The following is a 17922-nucleotide window of genomic DNA, read 5'->3' on the forward strand; positions in this document are numbered from 1 at the left end:
ACCGCGCCTGCTCTATTGGAATTGCCGAACATGAGCTATCGGCCATACATTTATGTATGACCTCGAACATCGGCTGGGAGCTCTACCGCACTTTCCTGAGCGTGCTGCGCGAGGGCTCGCTCTCGGGCGCGGCGCGCGCCCTCGGCATCACCCAGCCCACGGTCGGGCGCCACGTGGCGGCGCTCGAGGAGGCTCTGGGCACCGTGCTCTTCACGCGTTCGCAGACGGGGCTGCTGCCCACCGAGGTGGCGCTGGCGCTGCGCACGCATGCGGAGGCCATGGAAAGCACGGCCGCCTCGCTGGAGCGCGCCGCCAGCAGCCAGGGCGAAGGCGTGCGCGGCGTGGTGCGCGTATCGGCCAGCGAGGTCGTCTGCGCGGAAGTGCTGCCGTCCATCGTCGCGGGGCTTCGCGAGACGCACCCGGCGCTGAAGGTCGAGCTGGTGTCGACCAACCGCGTGCAGGACCTGCTGCGGCGCGAGGCCGACATCGCCGTGCGCATGGTGCGCCCCAGGCAGGAACAGCTGGTGGCGCGCCGCATCGGCAACATCGAGCTGGGCTTCCATGCGCATCGCGACTATCTCGAACGCCACGGCACGCCGCGCAAGCTCGAAGAGCTGGCCGCCCATTCGCTGATCGGGTACGACCAGCCCACGGCCTTCGTGCGCAACGCGGGCAAGTCGCTCACGGGCTTCACGCGAGACACTTTCTCGCTGCGCACCGACAGCGATCTCACGCAGCTGGCGCTGATCCGCGCTGGTGCCGGCATCGGCATCTGCCAGGTGGCGCTGGCCAGCCGCGAGCCCCGGCTGGTCCGGCTGATGCCGCGCGCCTTATCGCTGAAGCTGGACACCTGGGTCACGATGCACGAGGACCTGCGCGGCAGCCCGCGCTGCCGCGCCGCCTTCGATGCGCTGGCAGAGGGTCTCGCGCGCCATATCGACAGTGCCGGGACCGAAGCGAAAATGCCTCGCGCCAGAACGACAGCAACCGAATGACCGAACCCACCACAGACTCCGACATCCTCCCCCTGCAGGAAGACCGCCTCTGGCGCGACGACCGCTGGACCGCCCGCATCATCAAGAACGAGGAAGACGACGGCTGGGCCGTCGAGATGACCCGCCACGGCGACCCCGAGCCCGCCCTCGTCGGCCCCTGGACCATGGGCCGCGACAAGAAGAACCCCAAGCCGCTCGACGCGCCCGCCTTCTCCACGCTGGTGAAGACCGCCGCCGAAGTGATCCGCCGCCACGAGCAGCAGCTGCACGCCACGCTCAACAAGAGCGTGACCGTCACCGCGCGCGACGACCGGCGCGTGCGCGTGGCGCTTTCCATCGTGCCCGACGAGGACAATCCCACGGCCACGCTCACGGCCTTCGACGATGCGGACGACAGCGAACTCGCCAGCGTGAGCGTGTCGCCCGGGTTCAGGCTCACGGCGAGCAGCGCGAGCGCCTGGATCGAGTCGGGCTACGCGCGCCCGCGCTGAAGCGCATCGCCGCCGCAATCAGCGAAATGACGTATGTGCAGCTCGCGATGAGTTGAGAACAATCGGCTCCGACGACACGAACCCATTGCTCCACCGGAAGGCCCGGATCGGTTGAACGCCGATCCGGGCCTTCTTGTTTTCTTTCTTCATCAACCATCCTTCAGGAGCAGCGTCATGAGACACGGTGATATTTCGAGCAGCAGCGATTGCGTGGGCGTCGCGGTCGTCAACTACAAGATGCCCCGCCTGCACACCAAGGCCGAGGTGCTGGACAACGCGCGCAAGATCGGCGAGATGCTCGTCGGCATGAAGAAGGGCCTGCCGGGCATGGACCTGGTGGTGTTCCCCGAGTACTCCACGCACGGGATCATGTACGACGCGAAGGAGATGTACGACACGGCCGCCACCGTGCCCGGCGAGGAGACGGCCATCTTCGCCGACGCCTGCCGCCGCGCGAACGTGTGGGGCGTGTTCTCGCTGACCGGCGAGCGCCACGAGGAGCACCCGAACAAGGCGCCCTACAACACCCTGATCCTCATGAACAACAAGGGCGAGATCGTCCAGAAGTACCGCAAGATCATGCCGTGGGTGCCCATCGAGGGCTGGTACCCGGGCGACTGCACCTACGTGAGCGAGGGCCCCAAGGGCATGAAGATCAGCCTGATCATCTGCGACGACGGCAACTACCCCGAGATCTGGCGCGACTGCGCGATGCGCGGCGCCGAGCTCATCATCCGCTGCCAGGGCTACATGTACCCCGCCAAGGAGCAGCAGATCATGGTGTCGAAGGCCATGGCCTTCATGAACAACACCTACGTGGCGGTGGCCAATGCGGCGGGCTTCGACGGCGTGTACTCGTACTTCGGCCACTCGGCGCTCATCGGCTTCGACGGCCGCACGCTGGGCGAATGCGGCGAGGAGGAGATGGGCATCAACTACGCCGAGCTGTCGATGGGCCTGATCCGCGACGCGCGCCGCAATGGCCAGTCGCAGAACCACCTGTTCAAGCTGGTGCACCGCGGCTACACCGGCACCATCAACTCCGGCGACGGCGACAAAGGCGTGGCGGCCTGCCCCTACAACTTCTACACGAAGTGGATCAACGACCCCGAGGGCACGCGCGAGATGGTGGAGTCGTTCACGCGCAGCACGGTGGGCACGCCCGAGTGCCCGATCGGGGGGATTCCGAACGATCCGGCGCAGTCGCGCTGAAGGTGCTCAGGCCTGGCTGAAGGTCTTCAGCACCTCGAGCACGCTCAGCGTCGCGCCGTCGAGCAGCGCATGCTGGCGGTGCGCGATGCCCACGCGGCGCGTGAGCTTCGGGCTCACCGGCAGGATCTGCATGCGGTCGTTGCTCGGCAAGGTATCGGTGGACTGCTGCAGCGGCAGCAGTGCGGCGCCGTAGCCGGCGGCCACCAGGCTGCGCATGGCGGCGTCGTAGTTGAGCTCGATGCGCGCGCGCGGCGCGAAGCCGGCGGCGGCGAACCACTCCATGGTGAGGCGGTACATGTGCGTGGTCGCCTCGTTGAAGATCAATGGCTGCGCCGCCAGCCAGGCCGGCGTGACGCGCTTCGGCGCCTTCCAGCGGCGAGGCACGAAGGCCATCATGGGCTGCTCGCACCAGGGAGTGACGACGATGCCGCGCAGCGGCGGCTGCGGAATGGCGACCAGGCCGATGTCGAGCGTGCCCGCGGCCAGCCGCTCCATGGCCTCGAAGGAGCCGCGGATGCTCACCTCCACGTCGATGCCCGAATGCTCCGCGCCCAGCGCCTCCAGAACCTGCGGCAGCAGGTCGACCAGGACACCGGTGGAAGTACCGAGACGCACGCGGCCCACCCGCCCCTCGGCCTGCCGCTTGACCGCCTCGACCGCGTCGTCGGTGTCGCGCAGCAGCTTTCGCCCGCGCTCGACCAGCGCCGAGCCCGCCGCTGTCGGCGTGATGCGGCGGTTGCCGCGCACCACCAGCGCCGCGCCCAGGCGCGATTCGAGTTCGCTGATGTGCAGGCTCACCGTGGGCTGGGCAAGGTGCAGCGCCTGAGCGGCCGCAGAGAAGGTGCCGAGGTCGACGATGGCGATGAGGGTGCGCAGTTGATCGAGGTTGAGCTGTCGCATGGGCTGTGCCGGTATCAGGAAGCCTGATTGCCAGGCTCAGAATTCTCAACTTCCACAATATCACGCCCGGCGGGAAGATGAGCGCACCAACCAAGGAGCCCATCGTGAATGCGCCTAAGCCAACGTCCTTTCATCAACGCCTGATCCATGCCCTGCGCGGCTGGCGCCGCCGCGTGGTGAATCGCCGCCGCGCCCGCGCCGATTCGCGGCACCTCGCCGGCATGAGCGAGCACGATCTGCGCGACCTGGGCATCGGGCGCAGCGAAGTGCCCGGGCTGCTGGACGAGCACCGGTACTGAACGCGGGGCCGAGCCTTCTTCTGCGGCGTCATCTTCAGGTAGCGCCCCGTTTTGAGGTTCAAATCGGGGGCGTGCCCAAGCCAGCCCCACACGCAAACCAGGTTTCCATCGAACTCACCTCGCCGCAGTCGGTGAACGGCCGGCGCGCGGCCTTCCAGTCGCTGTGGCTGCTGGTACGCATGCAGCATGCCCACGAGGCCGGCGCCGATGTCGTGCGGCTGGCCGACCTGCGCGGCGAGGTCTCCGACGCCAGCACCCTGCGCATGGTGGTGAGCCGCGCGTTCCGCGACTTCAAGGCCTGGGGCATCGACGCCGGCTGGGGCGAGGGCACGCAGCGCGAGCCCCGCTTCCTGAATGCCGAGCGGCGCAGCCAGGGCCCCTTCTGGCTGCCCGCCGCCGAGGCGAAGCGCGTGCGCGTGCTGGTGGAAGGCCGCGCGGCCACCGCGGCAGAAGTGGCGTCCTTCCTCGGCCTGCGCTCGCGCGCCTCGCGCCAGGCCGCCGGAGCGCCGCCGCCCGACGCGGTGCATCTGCAGGACGCGGCGTTCTGGAAGCAGCTCGTCGCCTCGCAGCAGGCGGCGCGGCAGGGGCGGCTGATGGCGCCTGTCGCAGGCGAGAAGGCCGGCGAGAACGCAGGGGGCAACGCCCTCGAATCGATCCGCCTCGCCGGCACGCTGGCGGCCACCGACTTCCAGCGCGCGCTGGTCACGCTCAACGAGGCCATGTTGTGGCGCCGCCTCGGCGACAACGAGCAGGCACGGCGCCGGCTGCAGGCACTCAAGAAGCAGCGGCTCGCGCACCACGTGGCGGGCAACGACTACCTGGGCGCGATGGAGTGCATCGTTTCCGCATGGTGCGCCTACACCGCGCGCGACCTGCCGCTGGCGCAGTCGCTGCTGAGCGGCATGGCCGAAGACGCGGTGCGCGCCCTGGTGCTGCGCCACCATCCCGACGTGCGCTTCGAGTGGTGCAACCTGTGGGCGCTGGCCTGCCGCTCGCGCGCGCTGGCGCTCGCGGCCGACGACAAGCCCGCCGCCGCCGCGCTGGCCGAGGAATCGCTGCAGCGCTTCGGCGAGGCGCTGGCGGCCGCCTTCGAATCGCACTCTTTCGACGCCGCGCAGCACGTGGCCGCCAACATGGGCATGGCCGCATGGCTCTTCGACCGCGTGGGCCTGGCCGACCTGCCGGCACTGGCGCACGACGGCAACGCCGACACCACCCGCCGCGCGGTGCAATGGATCGCCTTCAGCGAATGGCTCTGCGGCCACACCGACGGCCAGGGCCGCTCGGCATGGAACGCGATCTACCTGATGCGCATCGCGCGCGGCCACTGCCGGCCGGAGCGGCAGCCCACGCTCGCGCAATTCCGCGCGCAGAAGCCGCTGGACCCGGCCGCCATCTCGAAGCTGGCCGGCCCGCTCGCCGACGCCTTCGACGCGGCCAACTGGCCCGCGCGCTGGGTGCAGGTGGCGCAGGCGCGGCTGGCCGACCACCAGGCCGGACGCCGCCGCTACCCGGGCCTGCAGCACTGCAGCCTGCTCTTCGAGCACGCCTGGTACGCGGCGCATGCGGGCGAGCTGAAAGCGGCCGAGCAGTCGCTGGCGCTGCTGCGCGAGGTGCTGCCCCAGCTGGTGCCCAGCGACCGCGCCTACTTCACCGAATCGTGGAACGACCAGCTGCCGGCCGAGCTGGTGCTGGAGGCGAAGCCGCCGCGCCGGCCCGCCGCGCGCAGGAAACCCACGTCGCGCGCAGGTGTGGCACGCTAGCCGGATACGTTCTCACCAGAGCATGTCCGACAAGCCCAACGACCCCATCGACCTGGCCGCGCACCGCGAACGCCGCGCGCGGCTGCAGCAGCAGCGCCAGCGGGACGGGCGGCACGACGCCGGCACGCCGCCGCCGGAGCCTGGCCCCGACGACGTGCCCTGCGCCCGGTGCGGGGAGCTCATCTACGGCAAGGTGCGGCAGTGCCCGCACTGCGGCGTGCACTTTCTGGGCGGTGCCGCGGTCTTCGCGCCGAAGCCGAAGATGTCGCTGCGCAGCAAGTGCATCGTCGTGCTGGTCACGCTGGTGCTGCTCTACATGGGCCTGAGCGACGACATCGCCCGCTGGTGGTGGTAGCGGCAGCAGCGGCGAAGGCTCAGCGCGTGCCTGCCGGCGCGGCGGTCGACTGGCGCACCACCAGCTCGGGGCGCAGCACCACGGTCGAGGCCGACATCGAATGGCCGTCGATCTCCTCGAACAGCATCTCGGCCGCGCGCCAGCCCAGCTCGCGGTGCGGCAGCCGGATGGTGGTGAGCGGCGGGTCGACCATGTCGACCAGGGGCATGTCGTTATGGCCGGTGACTGAAATGTCCTGCGGCACGCGCAGGCCCGCCTCGCGCAGCGCGTCGTAGGCGCCCAGCGCAACCAGGTCGTTGCAGCACACCACCGCCTGCGGCGCGGCTCCCGCCTCGAGCATCTGCTTCATCGCTGCGGCGCCGGCTTCGCGGCTGTAGCTCGCGCACTCCACCACGCGGAAGGGCTTCATGCGGTGGTCGCGCAATGCCTGCTCCACGCCGAGGCGGCGGCCCACGCCGGTGGGAATGGTCTGCGGGCCCGCGAGGTGCGCGATGCGCTTGTGGCCCAGGCCCACGAGATGGTCGACCGCGAGCTTCATCGCGAGCCGGTCGTCGCTCACCACGGCCGGCAGGCGCCCGGTTTCGTCGGCGCGGTTGACCAGCACGGCCGTCATGCCGGCTTTGGTGACGAAGTCGACCAGCGGATCGTCGCGCGTGGCAGTGGCCATGACCACGCCGTCCACGCGCTGCGCCAGCATGCGCTCCAGCACCGGCCGCGCCAGCGCGTGGTCGACCACGTTGGTGACGAACACGAAGTAGCCGCGCGCGGCGGCGCTGGCCTCGATGCCCTGCAGGATCGGCGGGAACACCGCGTTGGTGATGTCGGGCACCAGCACGCCGATGGTGTGGGTGCGGCCCGTGCGCAGCGCCGAGGCCGCGCGGTTGGGCCGGTAGCCCAGGCGCTGCGCCGCCTCCTCGACCACGCGCAGCACCTCGTCGCTGATGAGCGAGCGCTTCTCGGGGCTCAGCGCGCGCGAGACGGTGGACACGTGCACGCCGGCGGCGCGGGCGACGTCGCGGATGGTCACTGTGGCTGGTGTGGAAGGTTGATTGGCGCTCATTGGTGCAAACGATTGTCGCCGGGCTGCATGGCTTCGGGTGGCTTTCCCTCATTCCTGAAGCCCGGATTCCCTCCATTTTACTTTTCGGCGATTTGGACTAATATCTTGCAAACGATTGCAAAGACCCGCCATGAACATCGCCACCTCCCCCCAATCGGTGCTGGGCCATGTGCTCGACGCCATGCGGCACACGCCCGACCCGCGGCTGCGCACCGTGATGGAAGCGGTCACGCGCCACCTTCACGCACTGGTGCAGGAAGTGAAGCTGACGGAAGAGGAGTTCGAGCAGGCGCTCGAATTCATCGTCGCCATCGGCCAGGCCACCGGCGAGACCAAGAACGAAGTCGTGCTGGCTGCCGACATCCTGGGGGTATCGACCGTGGTCGCGCTGCAGAACAACCAGGACCCGCAGGGCGAGTCGCCGGCCGCGCTGCTCGGCCCCTTCTGGCGCGCCAATGCACCGGCCTGCGCGCAGGGCGAGAACATCGCGCGCTCGGGTACGCCAGGCACTCCGCTCGAAGTGACAGGCACGGTGCGCGACCACGAAGGCCGGCCCGTGGAAGGCGCCACCGTCGACGTGTGGCAGGCCTCGCCCGTCGGCCTCTACGAGAACCAGGACCCGTCGCAGGAGAACATGAACCTGCGCGGACGCTTTGCCACCGACGCCGAGGGCCGCTTCCACTTCCGCAGCGTGCGCCCCGCCGGCTATCCGGTGCCGACCGACGGCCCCTGCGGCGTGCTGCTGCGCGCGCAGAAGCGCCACCCGAACCGCCCCGCGCACCTGCACTTCATGGTGAGCAAGCCGGGCTACAAGGTGCTGATCACGCAGGTCTTCGCCGATGACGACGAAAACCTGGAAAGCGACCCGACCTTCGGCGTGACGCGCAGGCTCATCGGCCGCTTCGCGCTGGCTCCTGACGGCAAGAGCGCGTCACTCCACCACGACTTCGAGCTCGAACCCGGCGAGATGAAGTTCCCCCGCCCCCCCATTCCCTGACTCCACTTCCCACACCGACATGAGCTTCGACCCAGTCTCCAGACTCGACGGCAAGGTCGCCGTCATCACCGGCGGCCTCGGCGCCATTGGCTATGCCACCGCCACGCGCTTGGCCGCGCTCGGCGCCACCTGCGTGCTGCTGCACCGCAAGGGCGACGATGCGGCGGCGCGCGCGGCCGCCCTGCCCTCGGCCAGCGGCCAGCGCCATGCGGCGATCCGCGCCGACATCGTCGACACGCCCAGCCTCGTTGCGGCGGCCGCCGAGGTGAAGGCCACGCTCGGGCGCTGCGACATCCTGGTCAACAGCGCAGGCCACACCAAGCCGGTGCCGGCCGGCGACCTCGACGCGCTGACGGACGAGCTCATCGACGACATCGTGCGTTCCAACTTCCGCGGCGTGTTCGCCACCATCCGCGCCTTCGCGCCGCTGCTGAAGGCGAGCGGCGACGGCCTCGTGGCCAACATCTCGTCGATCGCGGGCTTCACGGGCGTGGGCAGCAACCTCGCCTACGTGGCGGCCAAGGCCGGGCTCGACGTGGTGGGCGACGCGCTGGCCAAGGCGCTGGCGCCCGCGGTGCGCGTGGTGTCGGTGTCGCCAGGCGCGGTGGAATCGGGCTTCGTGCCCGGGCGCGGCGCGGAGTTCGCCAGCAAGATGGCCAGCACCACGCCGCTGGGCCGCATCGGCCAGCCCGAGGACGTGGCCGCCACGGTCGAGGCGCTGGCCACCACCATGCGCTTCGTGACCGGCACGCGCATCGTGGTCGACGGAGGGCGCCACCTGTGAGCACCGCCAAGACCCTCATCACCTGCGCCGTCACGGGCAACCTCGTGAAGCCGGAGCAGACGCCGCACCTGCCGATCACGCCGGTGCAGATTGCCGACGAATGCCTTGCTGCAGCCGAAGCCGGCGCGGCGCAGGTGCACATCCACGTGCGCAACCCCGAGACCGGCAGGCCCTCGATGGAAGTGGAGCTCTACCGCGAGGTGGTGGACCGCATCCGCCGCGGCAACCGCGAGCTGATCGTGAACCTCACGACCGGCCCCGGCGGGCGCTTCATTCCGAGCGAGGACGACCCGAAGGTCGCGGCGCCCGGCACGACGCTGCTGCCGCCCGAGAAGCGCGTGGAGCACATCGCGCTCATCAGGCCCGATGTGTGCTCGCTCGACCTGAACACCATGAACTCCGGCCCCGACGTGGTCATCAACACGCCGCGCAACGTACGGCGCATGGCGAAGGTGATGCGCGAGGCGGGCGTGAAGCCCGAGCTGGAGATATTCGACTCGGGCGACATCAACCTCGCGCTCGACCTGATTGCCGACGGCACGCTCGAGGGGCCCGCCATGTGGACCTTCGTGCTCGGCGTGAAGTACGGCTTCGCGCCCACGCCCGAGACGCTGCTCTACGCGCGCAACATGCTGCCGCGCGGCGCCTTCTGGAGCGCCTTCGGCATCGGCCGCATGGAGTTCCCGATCGTCGCGCAGGCCTGGCTGCTGGGCGGCCACGTGCGCGTGGGCATGGAGGACAACATCTACCTGGAGAAGGGCGTGCTCGCCGAGAGCAATGCCCAGCTCGTGGCGAAGGCGCGCGACATCCTCGTGAGCCTGGGCGGCGAAGTCGCCAACCCGCGCGAGGCGCGCGCCATGCTGGGCCTGCCCGATGCGAGGAGCTGAACGATGAGCGACACAGCCATGCACAGCCCGCGCGCACTTCGCGTGAACCAGAAGGCCGCCGACCTCGACGCGCTGAGGCTCGAAGCCGCGCCGCAACCCGAACCTGTGCCGCCACCCGGCCACGCCGTGGTGCGCATCGCCGCCGCAGCGGTGAACCCCAGCGACGTGAAAGCGACGCTGGGCATCATGCCGCAGGCCGTGTGGCCCAGAACCCCCGGCCGCGACTTCGCGGGCACCGTCGTCAGCGGGCCTTCCGAATGGATCGGCCGCGAGGTCTACGGTTCCGGCGGCGACGTTGGCATCACCCGCGACGGCTCCCATGCGCGCTACCTGGTGCTGCCCGAGCAGGCGCTGCGCGCCAAGCCGCGCGGCATCTCGATGGACGAGGCCGGCGCGGTGGGCGTGCCCTTCGTCACCGCCTACGAGGGCTTCCGCCGCAGCGGCATGCCGCAGGCCGGCCAGACGGTGCTGGTGCTCGGCGCCAACGGCAAGGTCGGGCAGGCGGCGGTGCAGCTCGCCTCGCAGGCCCGCGCGCGCGTGATCGCGGTGCAGCGGCACGCCGGGCCCTTCCAGGGTTTCGCGAGCGGGCCGGTGGACACGATCGACGCGCGCCACCACACCGACGTGGGCGCGCGGGTGCGCGAGCTCACCGACGGGCGCGGCGCGCACATCGTCTACAACACCGTGGGCAGCGCCTACTTCGAGGCGGCCAACAAGGCGATGGCCAAGGGTGCGACGCAGATCTTCATCGCCACGCACGACCGCGCCGTGCCCTTCGACATCTTCGCCTTCTACCGCGGCATGCACACCTACGTGGGCATCGACTCGCTGGCGATGGACTGCGTCGCCAGCACCGCACAGCTCGACGCGATGCGCGAGGGCTTCGAGCGCGGCACGCTGAAGCCCTTCCCTGTGGCGCGCCACTTCACGCTCGACGAGGCGCACGAGGCCTACCGGCTGGTGCTCTCGGGCAGCACCGACCGCGTCGTGCTGCGGCCCTGAGCCTGCTTCTATTTTCCGGAGCACATCCATGCACGTCACCCGTTTCACCGAGGCGCCGCACTACGAGGCGCCCAACCATTTCGACATGCGCTGCCTGCGCCTTCAGGGCAAGGAGGCAGGCCCTTCCACGCAGATGTGGATGGGCATGAGCCAGATCCTGCCCGGCGGGCGCACCGGCCTCGACGGCTCGCCGATGGAAAAGCTCTACCTCGTGCTCGAAGGCCAGTTGCATGTGGTCGGCGAAATCGACGGCGCGCACCAGGAAGAAGTGCTCGGCCCTTACGACAGCTGCCGCTTCGCGCCCGGCGAGAAGCGCCAGCTGGAGAACCGCGGCAACCGGCCGGTGCTTGTGGCGCTGGTGATGCCGAACGCGCCACCCGCGTAGCGCCCCTTCCCTCTTTTCAGTCATTCATCGCTCAACCAATTAAATCGACGGAGACAAGACGCATGAAGAAGACTTTCAACTGGAGCCGCCGGCAGACGCTCGCCGCGGCGGCGGCCCTCGCGGCCTGCGCGCTCACGGGCGCCCACGCGCAGGGCAACTGGCCCGGCACGCAGGCGGTGCGGCTGGTCGTGCCCTTCACGGCCGGCAGCGGCACCGACATCGTCGCGCGCCTGGTGGCCGAGAAGCTCGGACCGGCGCTGGGCACCAGCGTGATCGTGGACAACAAGCCCGGCGCGGGCGGCACGCTGGGCGCGGCCATCGTGGCCAAGTCGCCGGCCGACGGCTACACGCTGCTGGTGCATTCGGCCGGCCACCTCGTGAACCCGTGGATCTACAAGGGCCTGTCGTACGACACCCTCAAGGACTTCACCGGCATCACGCCGATGGCCAGCCTGCCCAACGTGCTGGTGACCGCGCCCTCGCACTTCGCCGACGTGAAGGACCTCGTGGCCAAGGCGAAGGCCAAGCCCGGCGGCTTCAACTACGGCTCCGCCGGCAACGGCTCGGCCACGCACATGAACGCCGAGGTGTTCCGCCTCGCGGCCGGCGTCGACGCGCAGCACGTGCCCTTCCGCGGCACGCCCGAGGCGATGACCGAGGTGATGGCCGGGCGCGTCGACTGGTTCTTCGCGCCCATGGTGTCTGCCCTGCCGCTGATACAGACCGGCAAGCTGCAGGCGCTGGCGGTGGGCACGGGCAAGCGCTCGTCGGCACTGCCCAGTGCACCCACCACCGTGGAGGCCGGCGTGCCGGGCTCGGAGTACCTGTTCTGGGTCGGCCTGTTCGCGCCGGCGAAGACGCCGCAGCCGGTGGTCGACCGGCTGCAGGCCGAGGTCGCGAAGATCATGGTGTCGCCAGAGCTGAAGGAGCGGCTGGAGAAGCTGGGTGCGGAGCCGTTCACCATGCCTTCGGCTCAGTTCAACAAGTTCATCGTCGACGAGACGGCGAAGGCGCAGCAGGTCGTGAAGGCCGCCAGCATCAAGGTCGACTGACATGGCACGCACACTCTTCACGGCGGCTGCCATCGCCGCCAGCTTGCTGCTGCCTGTCGCCGCGCAGGCACAACCGGCAGACCTCGTCGTCACGAACGCGAAGATCGCCACGCTCGATGCGGCCGGCACCATGGCGCAGGCGATTGCGGTGCGCGACGGTCGCATATTGGCCGTGGGCAATGCCGCGCAGATGGGCGCGCTCGCAGGTCCCGCTACGCGCACGATCGACGCGGGCGGCCGCACCGTCATTCCGGGCCTGATCGACTCGCACATGCACGCGGTGCGCGCCGCGCTGAGCTACTCCACCGAGGTCAACTGGATCGGCGCAGGCACCATCGCCGAGGCGATGGCGCGCATCCGCACCGCCGCCGCCAACGCGCGCCCGGGCGGCTGGCTGATCGTGGCCGGCGGCTGGACCGAGCAGCAGTTCGCCGAGCGCCGCCGCCCCACGCTGGCCGAGCTGCAGGAAGCGGCGCCGAACAACCCGGTGTACGTGCAGCTCTTCTACGAGGCGGTGGTGATGACGCCCAAGGCGCTGGAAGCGCTGGGCGTCGCACCCGGCACGCTGCCCGCCGGCATGAAGCCCGTGCCCGATGGCGCACCCGGCTGGATGAGCGGCGACATCGTCGGCATCTCCGCCCTCTTCGACAAGCTGCCCAAGCCGACCTACGACGACAACGTCGCCGGCACGCGCGCCTTCTTCACCGAGCTCAACCGCCTGGGCATCACCGGGCTGGTGGACCCGGGCGGCTTCAGCATCGCGCCATCGCAGTACGCCGCGCTCTTCCAGCTGTGGCGCGAGAAGGCGCTGACGCTGCGCGTGGCCTACAGCGTGTTCGCGCAGAAGCCCGGTGCGGAGCTGCAGGAGTTCCGCGACCTCACGCAGATGCTGCCGATGGGCTTCGGCGACGACATGCTCAAGTTCAACGGATTGGGCGAACGCGTGACGCTCGCGATGTACAACAACAACTTCCCCGACGAGGCCGCGAAGGCGAAGTTCTACGAACTCGTCAAGTGGGCCGCCACGAAGAAGATGGCCGTCACCATCCACTGGCAGGAGAACGGCTCGGTCGACCACCTGCTCGGGCTGTACGAGAAGCTGAATGCCGAAGTGCCCATCAAGGACCTGCGCTGGTCCATCGCCCACCTGGACGACGCCTCGCCCGAGACGCTCGCGCGCATGAAGGCGCTAGGCATCGGCTGGACCATGCAGGACGCGATGTACTTCCAGGGCGACCGCGCGCTCGCCGTGCGCGGCGACGCGGCAAGGCGCATGCCGCCCATCGGCACCGCCCTTCGCGCCGGCGTGAACGTGGGCGCGGGCACCGACGCGCACCGCGTGGCCTCGTACAACCCCTTCGTTGCGCTGCAGTGGATACTCGACGGCAAGACGGTGAGCGGCAAGGCCATGCGCGGCGCCGACGAGACGCCCACGCGCGAGCAGGCGCTGCGCCTGTACACGCAGGGCAGCGCGTGGTTCAGCTTCGACGAGGGCAGGCGCGGCACGCTGGAGGTGGGCAAGCTCGCCGACTTCGCCGTGCTCGACCAGGACTTCTTCAGCGTGCCGCTGGAGCGCATAGGCAAGACAACATCGCTGATGACGGTGGTGGGCGGGCGCATCGTGTATGCGGCGCGGCCCTTCAACGCCACGGGTGCTTCGGTCGCCTCGGCGCCCTGAAACCCACTCAGAGCCCGAGCGCGTGCCGCACGCGCTCGCGCAGCACCGGCAGCACGTCGCTCTCGAACCACGGGTGGTGCTTGAGCCAGCCCGTGTTTCGCGGCGACGGATGCGGCAGCGGAACGAAGCGCGGCGCGTAGTCGGCGAAGGCCTGCACGGTCTCGGTGACGCCCGCGTGCGCCTTCCTGCCGAGGAAATGGCGCTGCGCGTACTGGCCGATGAGCAGCGTCAGCTCCACCTGCTTCATCTGCGCGAACAGCTTCTCGTGCCACAACTCGGCGCATTCCCTGCGCGGCGGCAGGTCGCCGCTCTTGCCTCGGCCGGGGTAGCAGTAGCCCATCGGCACGATCGCCACGCGCGCGGCGTCGTAGAACACCTCGCGCTCGATGCCGAGCCAGCGGCGCAGCTGGTCGCCGCTGCGGTCGTTCCACGGTACGCCGGTCTGGTGCACCGTGAGGCTGGGCGCCTGGCCGACGATGAGCAGCCTCGCGCTCGCGCTGGCCTGCACCACCGGCCTGGGGCCCAGCGGCAGGTGCACCGCGCACGCACGGCAGGCGCGGACCTCGGCGAGCAGCGCCTCCACGGCCTCAGTCTGCGAAGGGTTTGAAGAAGGCGTTGAGCTCGGCACCCGGCGCGGCATCGGCAAAGCCGTCGAAGCGCCCGTCGGCCAGCATGCGCGCGGCCCGGATGAAGCCGCCCCACGCCGCGCGCGCCAGCCCGCCGCCCACGCTGACGCGGCGCACGCCGAGTTCGGCGATGTCCTTCAACGTGAGTTCGCTGGGCGCGCCCACCAGCAGGTTGACCGGCTTGCCTCCCGCGGCGGCGACCACGGCGGCGATCTGCTCGCGGGTCTTGATGCCGGGGGCGTAGAGGCAGTCGGCGCCCGCATTCGCATACGCCTTGATGCGCGCGACGGCATCGTCCAGGTCGGGGCGGTCGGCGAAGAAGTTCTCGGCGCGGCCGACCAGCAGCACGTCGGCGCCCGATGCGTCGATGGCCTTGCGCGCGGCGCGCAGGCGCTCGATTGCCACGTCGACGGGAAAGAGCGGATCGGCGGCATTGCCCGTCGAGTCCTCGATGGACAGGCCCGCCACGCCCATCTCGATGGCCAGGCTCACGCTTTCGGCCACGCCCTGCGCATCGGCGGCGAAGCCGTTCTCGAAGTCGGCGTTCACCGGCAGGTCGGTGGCTTCCACGAGTTCGCGCAGGTGCGCGAGGATGTGCTCGCGCGACATCGCGCCGTCCGCCTGCCCCTGCGACCACGCGAAGCCGGAGCTGGTGGTGGCCAGCGCCTTGAAGCCCAGGCCTTCGAGATAGCGCGCGCTGCCCGTGTCCCACGGGTTCGGAATGACGAAGCAGCCTTGTTGATGGAGCGCGCGGAAATCGGCGCGTTTTTCGGCGATGGTGCGGGTCATGGGGCCTCGGCTTTGAATGTTCAAGACGGTGGGCCGGCCATTCTGACGCAGCCTCGCGTCCTCAGCACTCCACGACGTTCACGGCCAGTCCGCCCAGCGAGGTTTCCTTGTAGGTGGCCTTCATGTCCTCGCCGGTCTGCTTCATGGTGCGGATCACCGCGTCGAGCGACACATAGTGGCTGCCGTCGCCGCGCAGCGCCATGCGCGCCGCGTTGATGGCCTTCACGGCGCCCATCGCGTTGCGCTCCACGCACGGTATCTGCACCATGCCGCCGACCGGGTCGCAGGTGAGGCCGAGGTTGTGCTCCATGCCGATCTCGGCCGCGTTCTCGACCTGCGCCGGCGTGGCGCCGAACACTGCTGCGAGCGCGCCGGCCGCCATCGAGCAGGCCACGCCCACCTCGCCCTGGCAGCCGACCTCGGCGCCCGAGATGGAGGCATTGGTCTTGTAGAGCATGCCGATGGCCGCGGCGGTGAGCAGGAAGTCGACGATGCCTTCATCGTTCGCCTGCGGCACGAAGCGCTGGTAGTAGTGCATCACCGCGGGCACCACGCCGGCCGCGCCGTTGGTGGGCGCGGTGACCACGCGGCCGCCGGCGGCGTTCTCCTCGTTCACGGCCATTGCGAAGGCGTTGACCCAGTCCATGGCCGCGAGCGGATCGGCCGCGCCGGCTTGGGCGAGCAGCTCGCGGTGCAGCTCGGGCGCGCGGCGGCGCATGCGCAGCGGGCCGGGAAGCGCCTGCGCGGCCAGCGGGTTGTCGATGCCGAATCCGCGCTGCACGCACTGCTGCATCACCTGCCATACGCGCAGCAGGCCGGCGCGCACCTCGGCCTCGGGCCGCCACGCGCATTCGTTGCGCATGACGAGCGCGGCGACCGAGAGGCAGTGGTCGCGGCACTGCGCCATGAGCTCGTCGCCGGTGCTGAAGGGATGCGGCACGGCGGATGTCGCCGCAGCCGTCTGGGCCACGGCCTGCCCGCCTTCGACGACGAAGCCGCCGCCGACCGAGAAGTAGGTGCCCCCGGCCAGCACGCCGCCATCGGCCGCGAAGGCGGTGAAGCGCATCGCGTTGGGATGCTCCGCCAGCGACTCCTCGCCCCTGAAGGCGATGTCGCGCACCCGGTCGAATTCGACGGGCGTGGTGCCCAGCAGCTCGAGCCGGCCCGTGCGGCGCAGCGCCTCCAGCCGGGGCTGAACGGTCTCGGGCCGTACCGTGTCGGGCGCGTCGCCGAAGAGGCCGAGGATCACACCCTGGTCGGTCGCGTGGCCGTGGCCGGTGGCGCCGAGCGAGCCGAAAAGGTCAATGCGCAGCCGCGCCACCTGCGCGAGCAGGCCGCGCGCTTCGAGCGAGCGCGCGAACATGAGCGCGGCGCGCATCGGCCCCACGGTGTGCGAGCTGGAGGGCCCGATGCCGATCTTGAAGATGTCGAAGGCGGAGAGCATCAGCGCATCATGCTCTCATCTCTCGATGCGGGAAGCTGCTGTTTGACCAGTGCCACCCAGTAGGCGGCGCCCAGCGGCAGGATGTTGTCGTTGAAGTCGTAGTACGGGTTGTGCACGTTCGGGTCGTTCGGGCCCTCGCCCGCGCCGATGCCGATGTAGGCGCCCGGGCGCTTCTGCAGCATGAAGGCGAAGTCTTCCGAGCCCATGGCGGGCGGGATGTCGGTGTGCACCTGCGCGCGCTCGACCAGGCTGGCGGCCGCGGCGATGGCGGCATCGGTCTCGGCGGGCGTGTTGACCACGCCGGGGTAGCCGCGGCGGTAGTCGAGCGCCACCTTCGCACCGTGCGTGGCGGCCACGCCGTCGCAGATCTGCTGCATGGCGGCCTGGGTCTGGTCCTGGATGCCGGGGTCCAGCGTGCGCACGGTGCCGCGCAGCACGACGGTCTCGGGAATCACGTTCCAGGTGTCGCCGCCATGGATCTGCGTGACGCTGACCACCGCCGAATCGGTGGCGCCGGTACGGCGGCTCACGATCGTCTGCAGCGCATTCACCAGCTGGGCCGAGACCACCACCGAGTCGATGCCGGTCTCGGGCATCGCGCCGTGGCTGCCCTTGCCGGTGACGACGATCTCGAAGGTGTCGAGAAAGGCCGTCATCGTGCCCTTGCGGATCGCGAACTGGCCGCGCGGCAGGCTGGGGAAGTTGTGCATGCCGTAGACGGCGTCGGCCGGGAACTGCTCGAACAGGCCCTCGTCCACCATCACGCGGCCGCCGCCCTCGTTCTCCTCGGCGGGCTGGAACACGAAATGCACCGTGCCCTTGAAGGGCCTGTGGCGCGAGAGATGCTCGGCCGCGCCCAGCAGCATGGCCGTGTGGCCGTCGTGGCCGCAGGCGTGCATCTTGCCGGCGCACTTCGAGGCGTGCGGCCGGGTGCCCAGCTCCTGCATGTTGAGCGCGTCGAGGTCGGCGCGCAGCGCGATGCTCGGGCCCTCGCCGTTCTTCAGCGTGCCCACCACGCCGGTGCCGGCCAGACCGCGGTGCACCGGCAGGCCCATCAGCATCAGCGCGTTGGCGACGACGTTGGCGGTGCGGTGCTCCTCGAAGGCGGTCTCGGGGTTGGCGTGGATGTCGCGGCGCCAGGCCAGCATGCGGGCACGGGTGTCTTCGGCGATTTCGGGGTCGCGGTACATGGTTTGCGGGTCC

19 protein-coding genes are annotated in these 17922 nt (G+C 70.0%); 13 read left to right on the forward strand and 6 right to left on the reverse strand.

Going from position 1 to position 17922, the window contains the following annotated elements; genetic code table 11:
- The first annotated feature begins 56 nt into the window (after positions 1–56).
- From ACAM57_RS31145 to ACAM57_RS31155, 3 genes are all read left to right on the forward strand, one after another.
- The gene (locus ACAM57_RS31145) at positions 57–995 is read left to right on the forward strand and encodes a LysR family transcriptional regulator (RefSeq protein WP_369660107.1); all 939 of its coding nucleotides are present in this window, start codon (positions 57–59) and stop codon (positions 993–995) included.
- Positions 992–1486: a hypothetical protein gene (locus tag ACAM57_RS31150; RefSeq protein WP_369660108.1), complete on the forward strand. Its 495-nt coding sequence runs from the start codon at positions 992–994 to the stop codon at positions 1484–1486. The genes ACAM57_RS31145 and ACAM57_RS31150 overlap by 4 nt, the downstream gene beginning before the upstream one ends.
- Before the next feature lie 174 nt (positions 1487–1660).
- A complete protein-coding gene (locus tag ACAM57_RS31155) occupies positions 1661–2698 on the forward strand; it encodes an aliphatic amidase (RefSeq protein ID WP_369660109.1) in 1038 nt (345 codons plus the stop codon).
- Positions 2699–2704: 6 nt separating this feature from the next.
- Here the strand turns inward: ACAM57_RS31155 and ACAM57_RS31160 are convergent, their stop codons facing one another.
- Entirely contained in the window at positions 2705–3598 is an 894-nt protein-coding gene (locus tag ACAM57_RS31160; protein WP_126020525.1) for a LysR family transcriptional regulator, read from the reverse strand.
- A gap of 104 nt (positions 3599–3702) precedes the next feature.
- Between ACAM57_RS31160 and ACAM57_RS31165 the strand changes: the two genes are divergently transcribed.
- The 3 genes from ACAM57_RS31165 (at position 3703) to ACAM57_RS31175 (ending at position 6015) form a co-directional block, all read left to right on the forward strand.
- Positions 3703–3897, forward strand: coding sequence for a DUF1127 domain-containing protein (locus ACAM57_RS31165; protein WP_126021252.1), 195 nt, complete (start codon positions 3703–3705; stop codon positions 3895–3897).
- Positions 3898–3968: 71 nt separating this feature from the next.
- The gene (locus ACAM57_RS31170) at positions 3969–5660 is read left to right on the forward strand and encodes a hypothetical protein (protein ID WP_369660110.1); all 1692 of its coding nucleotides are present in this window, start codon (positions 3969–3971) and stop codon (positions 5658–5660) included.
- A 22-nt stretch (positions 5661–5682) separates the two neighbouring features.
- Positions 5683–6015: a hypothetical protein gene (locus tag ACAM57_RS31175; RefSeq protein ID WP_126020529.1), complete on the forward strand. Its 333-nt coding sequence runs from the start codon at positions 5683–5685 to the stop codon at positions 6013–6015.
- 19 nt (positions 6016–6034) lie between these two features.
- On the opposite strand, the gene ACAM57_RS31180 is transcribed toward ACAM57_RS31175, so the two are convergent.
- The gene (locus ACAM57_RS31180) at positions 6035–7075 is read right to left on the reverse strand and encodes a LacI family DNA-binding transcriptional regulator (protein WP_369660111.1); all 1041 of its coding nucleotides are present in this window, start codon (positions 7073–7075) and stop codon (positions 6035–6037) included.
- Between the two features lie 130 nt (positions 7076–7205).
- Between ACAM57_RS31180 and ACAM57_RS31185 the strand changes: the two genes are divergently transcribed.
- The 7 genes from ACAM57_RS31185 (at position 7206) to ACAM57_RS31215 (ending at position 13860) form a co-directional block, all read left to right on the forward strand.
- Positions 7206–8072 (forward strand): dioxygenase, encoded by an 867-nt coding sequence (locus tag ACAM57_RS31185; protein WP_369660112.1) that lies wholly within the window; start codon positions 7206–7208, stop codon positions 8070–8072.
- A gap of 19 nt (positions 8073–8091) precedes the next feature.
- Complete coding sequence (locus ACAM57_RS31190) at positions 8092–8856, forward strand: SDR family NAD(P)-dependent oxidoreductase (protein ID WP_184638895.1); 765 nt, start codon at positions 8092–8094, stop codon at positions 8854–8856.
- On the forward strand, positions 8853–9743 hold the full coding sequence (locus ACAM57_RS31195; protein WP_369660113.1) for a 3-keto-5-aminohexanoate cleavage protein: 891 nt from the start codon (positions 8853–8855) through the stop codon (positions 9741–9743). The genes ACAM57_RS31190 and ACAM57_RS31195 overlap by 4 nt, the downstream gene beginning before the upstream one ends.
- A gap of 3 nt (positions 9744–9746) precedes the next feature.
- Positions 9747–10745, forward strand: coding sequence for a zinc-binding alcohol dehydrogenase family protein (locus tag ACAM57_RS31200; protein ID WP_369660114.1), 999 nt, complete (start codon positions 9747–9749; stop codon positions 10743–10745).
- Positions 10746–10773: 28 nt separating this feature from the next.
- Positions 10774–11130: a cupin domain-containing protein gene (locus ACAM57_RS31205; RefSeq protein WP_369660115.1), complete on the forward strand. Its 357-nt coding sequence runs from the start codon at positions 10774–10776 to the stop codon at positions 11128–11130.
- Positions 11131–11192: 62 nt separating this feature from the next.
- A complete protein-coding gene (locus ACAM57_RS31210; RefSeq protein WP_184638900.1) occupies positions 11193–12182 on the forward strand; it encodes a tripartite tricarboxylate transporter substrate binding protein in 990 nt (329 codons plus the stop codon).
- A gap of 1 nt (position 12183) precedes the next feature.
- Positions 12184–13860: an amidohydrolase gene (locus tag ACAM57_RS31215; protein WP_369660116.1), complete on the forward strand. Its 1677-nt coding sequence runs from the start codon at positions 12184–12186 to the stop codon at positions 13858–13860.
- Positions 13861–13867: 7 nt separating this feature from the next.
- Here the strand turns inward: ACAM57_RS31215 and ACAM57_RS31220 are convergent, their stop codons facing one another.
- The 4 genes from ACAM57_RS31220 to ACAM57_RS31235 all read right to left on the reverse strand — a co-directional run bounded on the left by ACAM57_RS31220 (position 13868) and on the right by ACAM57_RS31235 (position 17909).
- Entirely contained in the window at positions 13868–14443 is a 576-nt protein-coding gene (locus tag ACAM57_RS31220; RefSeq protein ID WP_126020545.1) for a uracil-DNA glycosylase family protein, read from the reverse strand.
- 4 nt (positions 14444–14447) lie between these two features.
- On the reverse strand, positions 14448–15275 hold the full coding sequence (locus ACAM57_RS31225; protein WP_369660117.1) for an oxaloacetate decarboxylase: 828 nt from the start codon (positions 15273–15275) through the stop codon (positions 14448–14450).
- A gap of 61 nt (positions 15276–15336) precedes the next feature.
- A complete protein-coding gene (locus ACAM57_RS31230) occupies positions 15337–16722 on the reverse strand; it encodes an L-serine ammonia-lyase (protein WP_369662501.1) in 1386 nt (461 codons plus the stop codon).
- Entirely contained in the window at positions 16719–17909 is a 1191-nt protein-coding gene (locus ACAM57_RS31235; RefSeq protein ID WP_369660118.1) for a M20 aminoacylase family protein, read from the reverse strand. The genes ACAM57_RS31230 and ACAM57_RS31235 overlap by 4 nt, the downstream gene beginning before the upstream one ends.
- Between the last annotated feature and the right edge of the window lie 13 nt (positions 17910–17922).

This window comes from Variovorax sp. V15, assembly GCF_041154425.1.
In the GTDB taxonomy this organism is placed as follows: Bacteria; Pseudomonadota; Gammaproteobacteria; order Burkholderiales; family Burkholderiaceae_C; genus Variovorax; species Variovorax guangxiensis.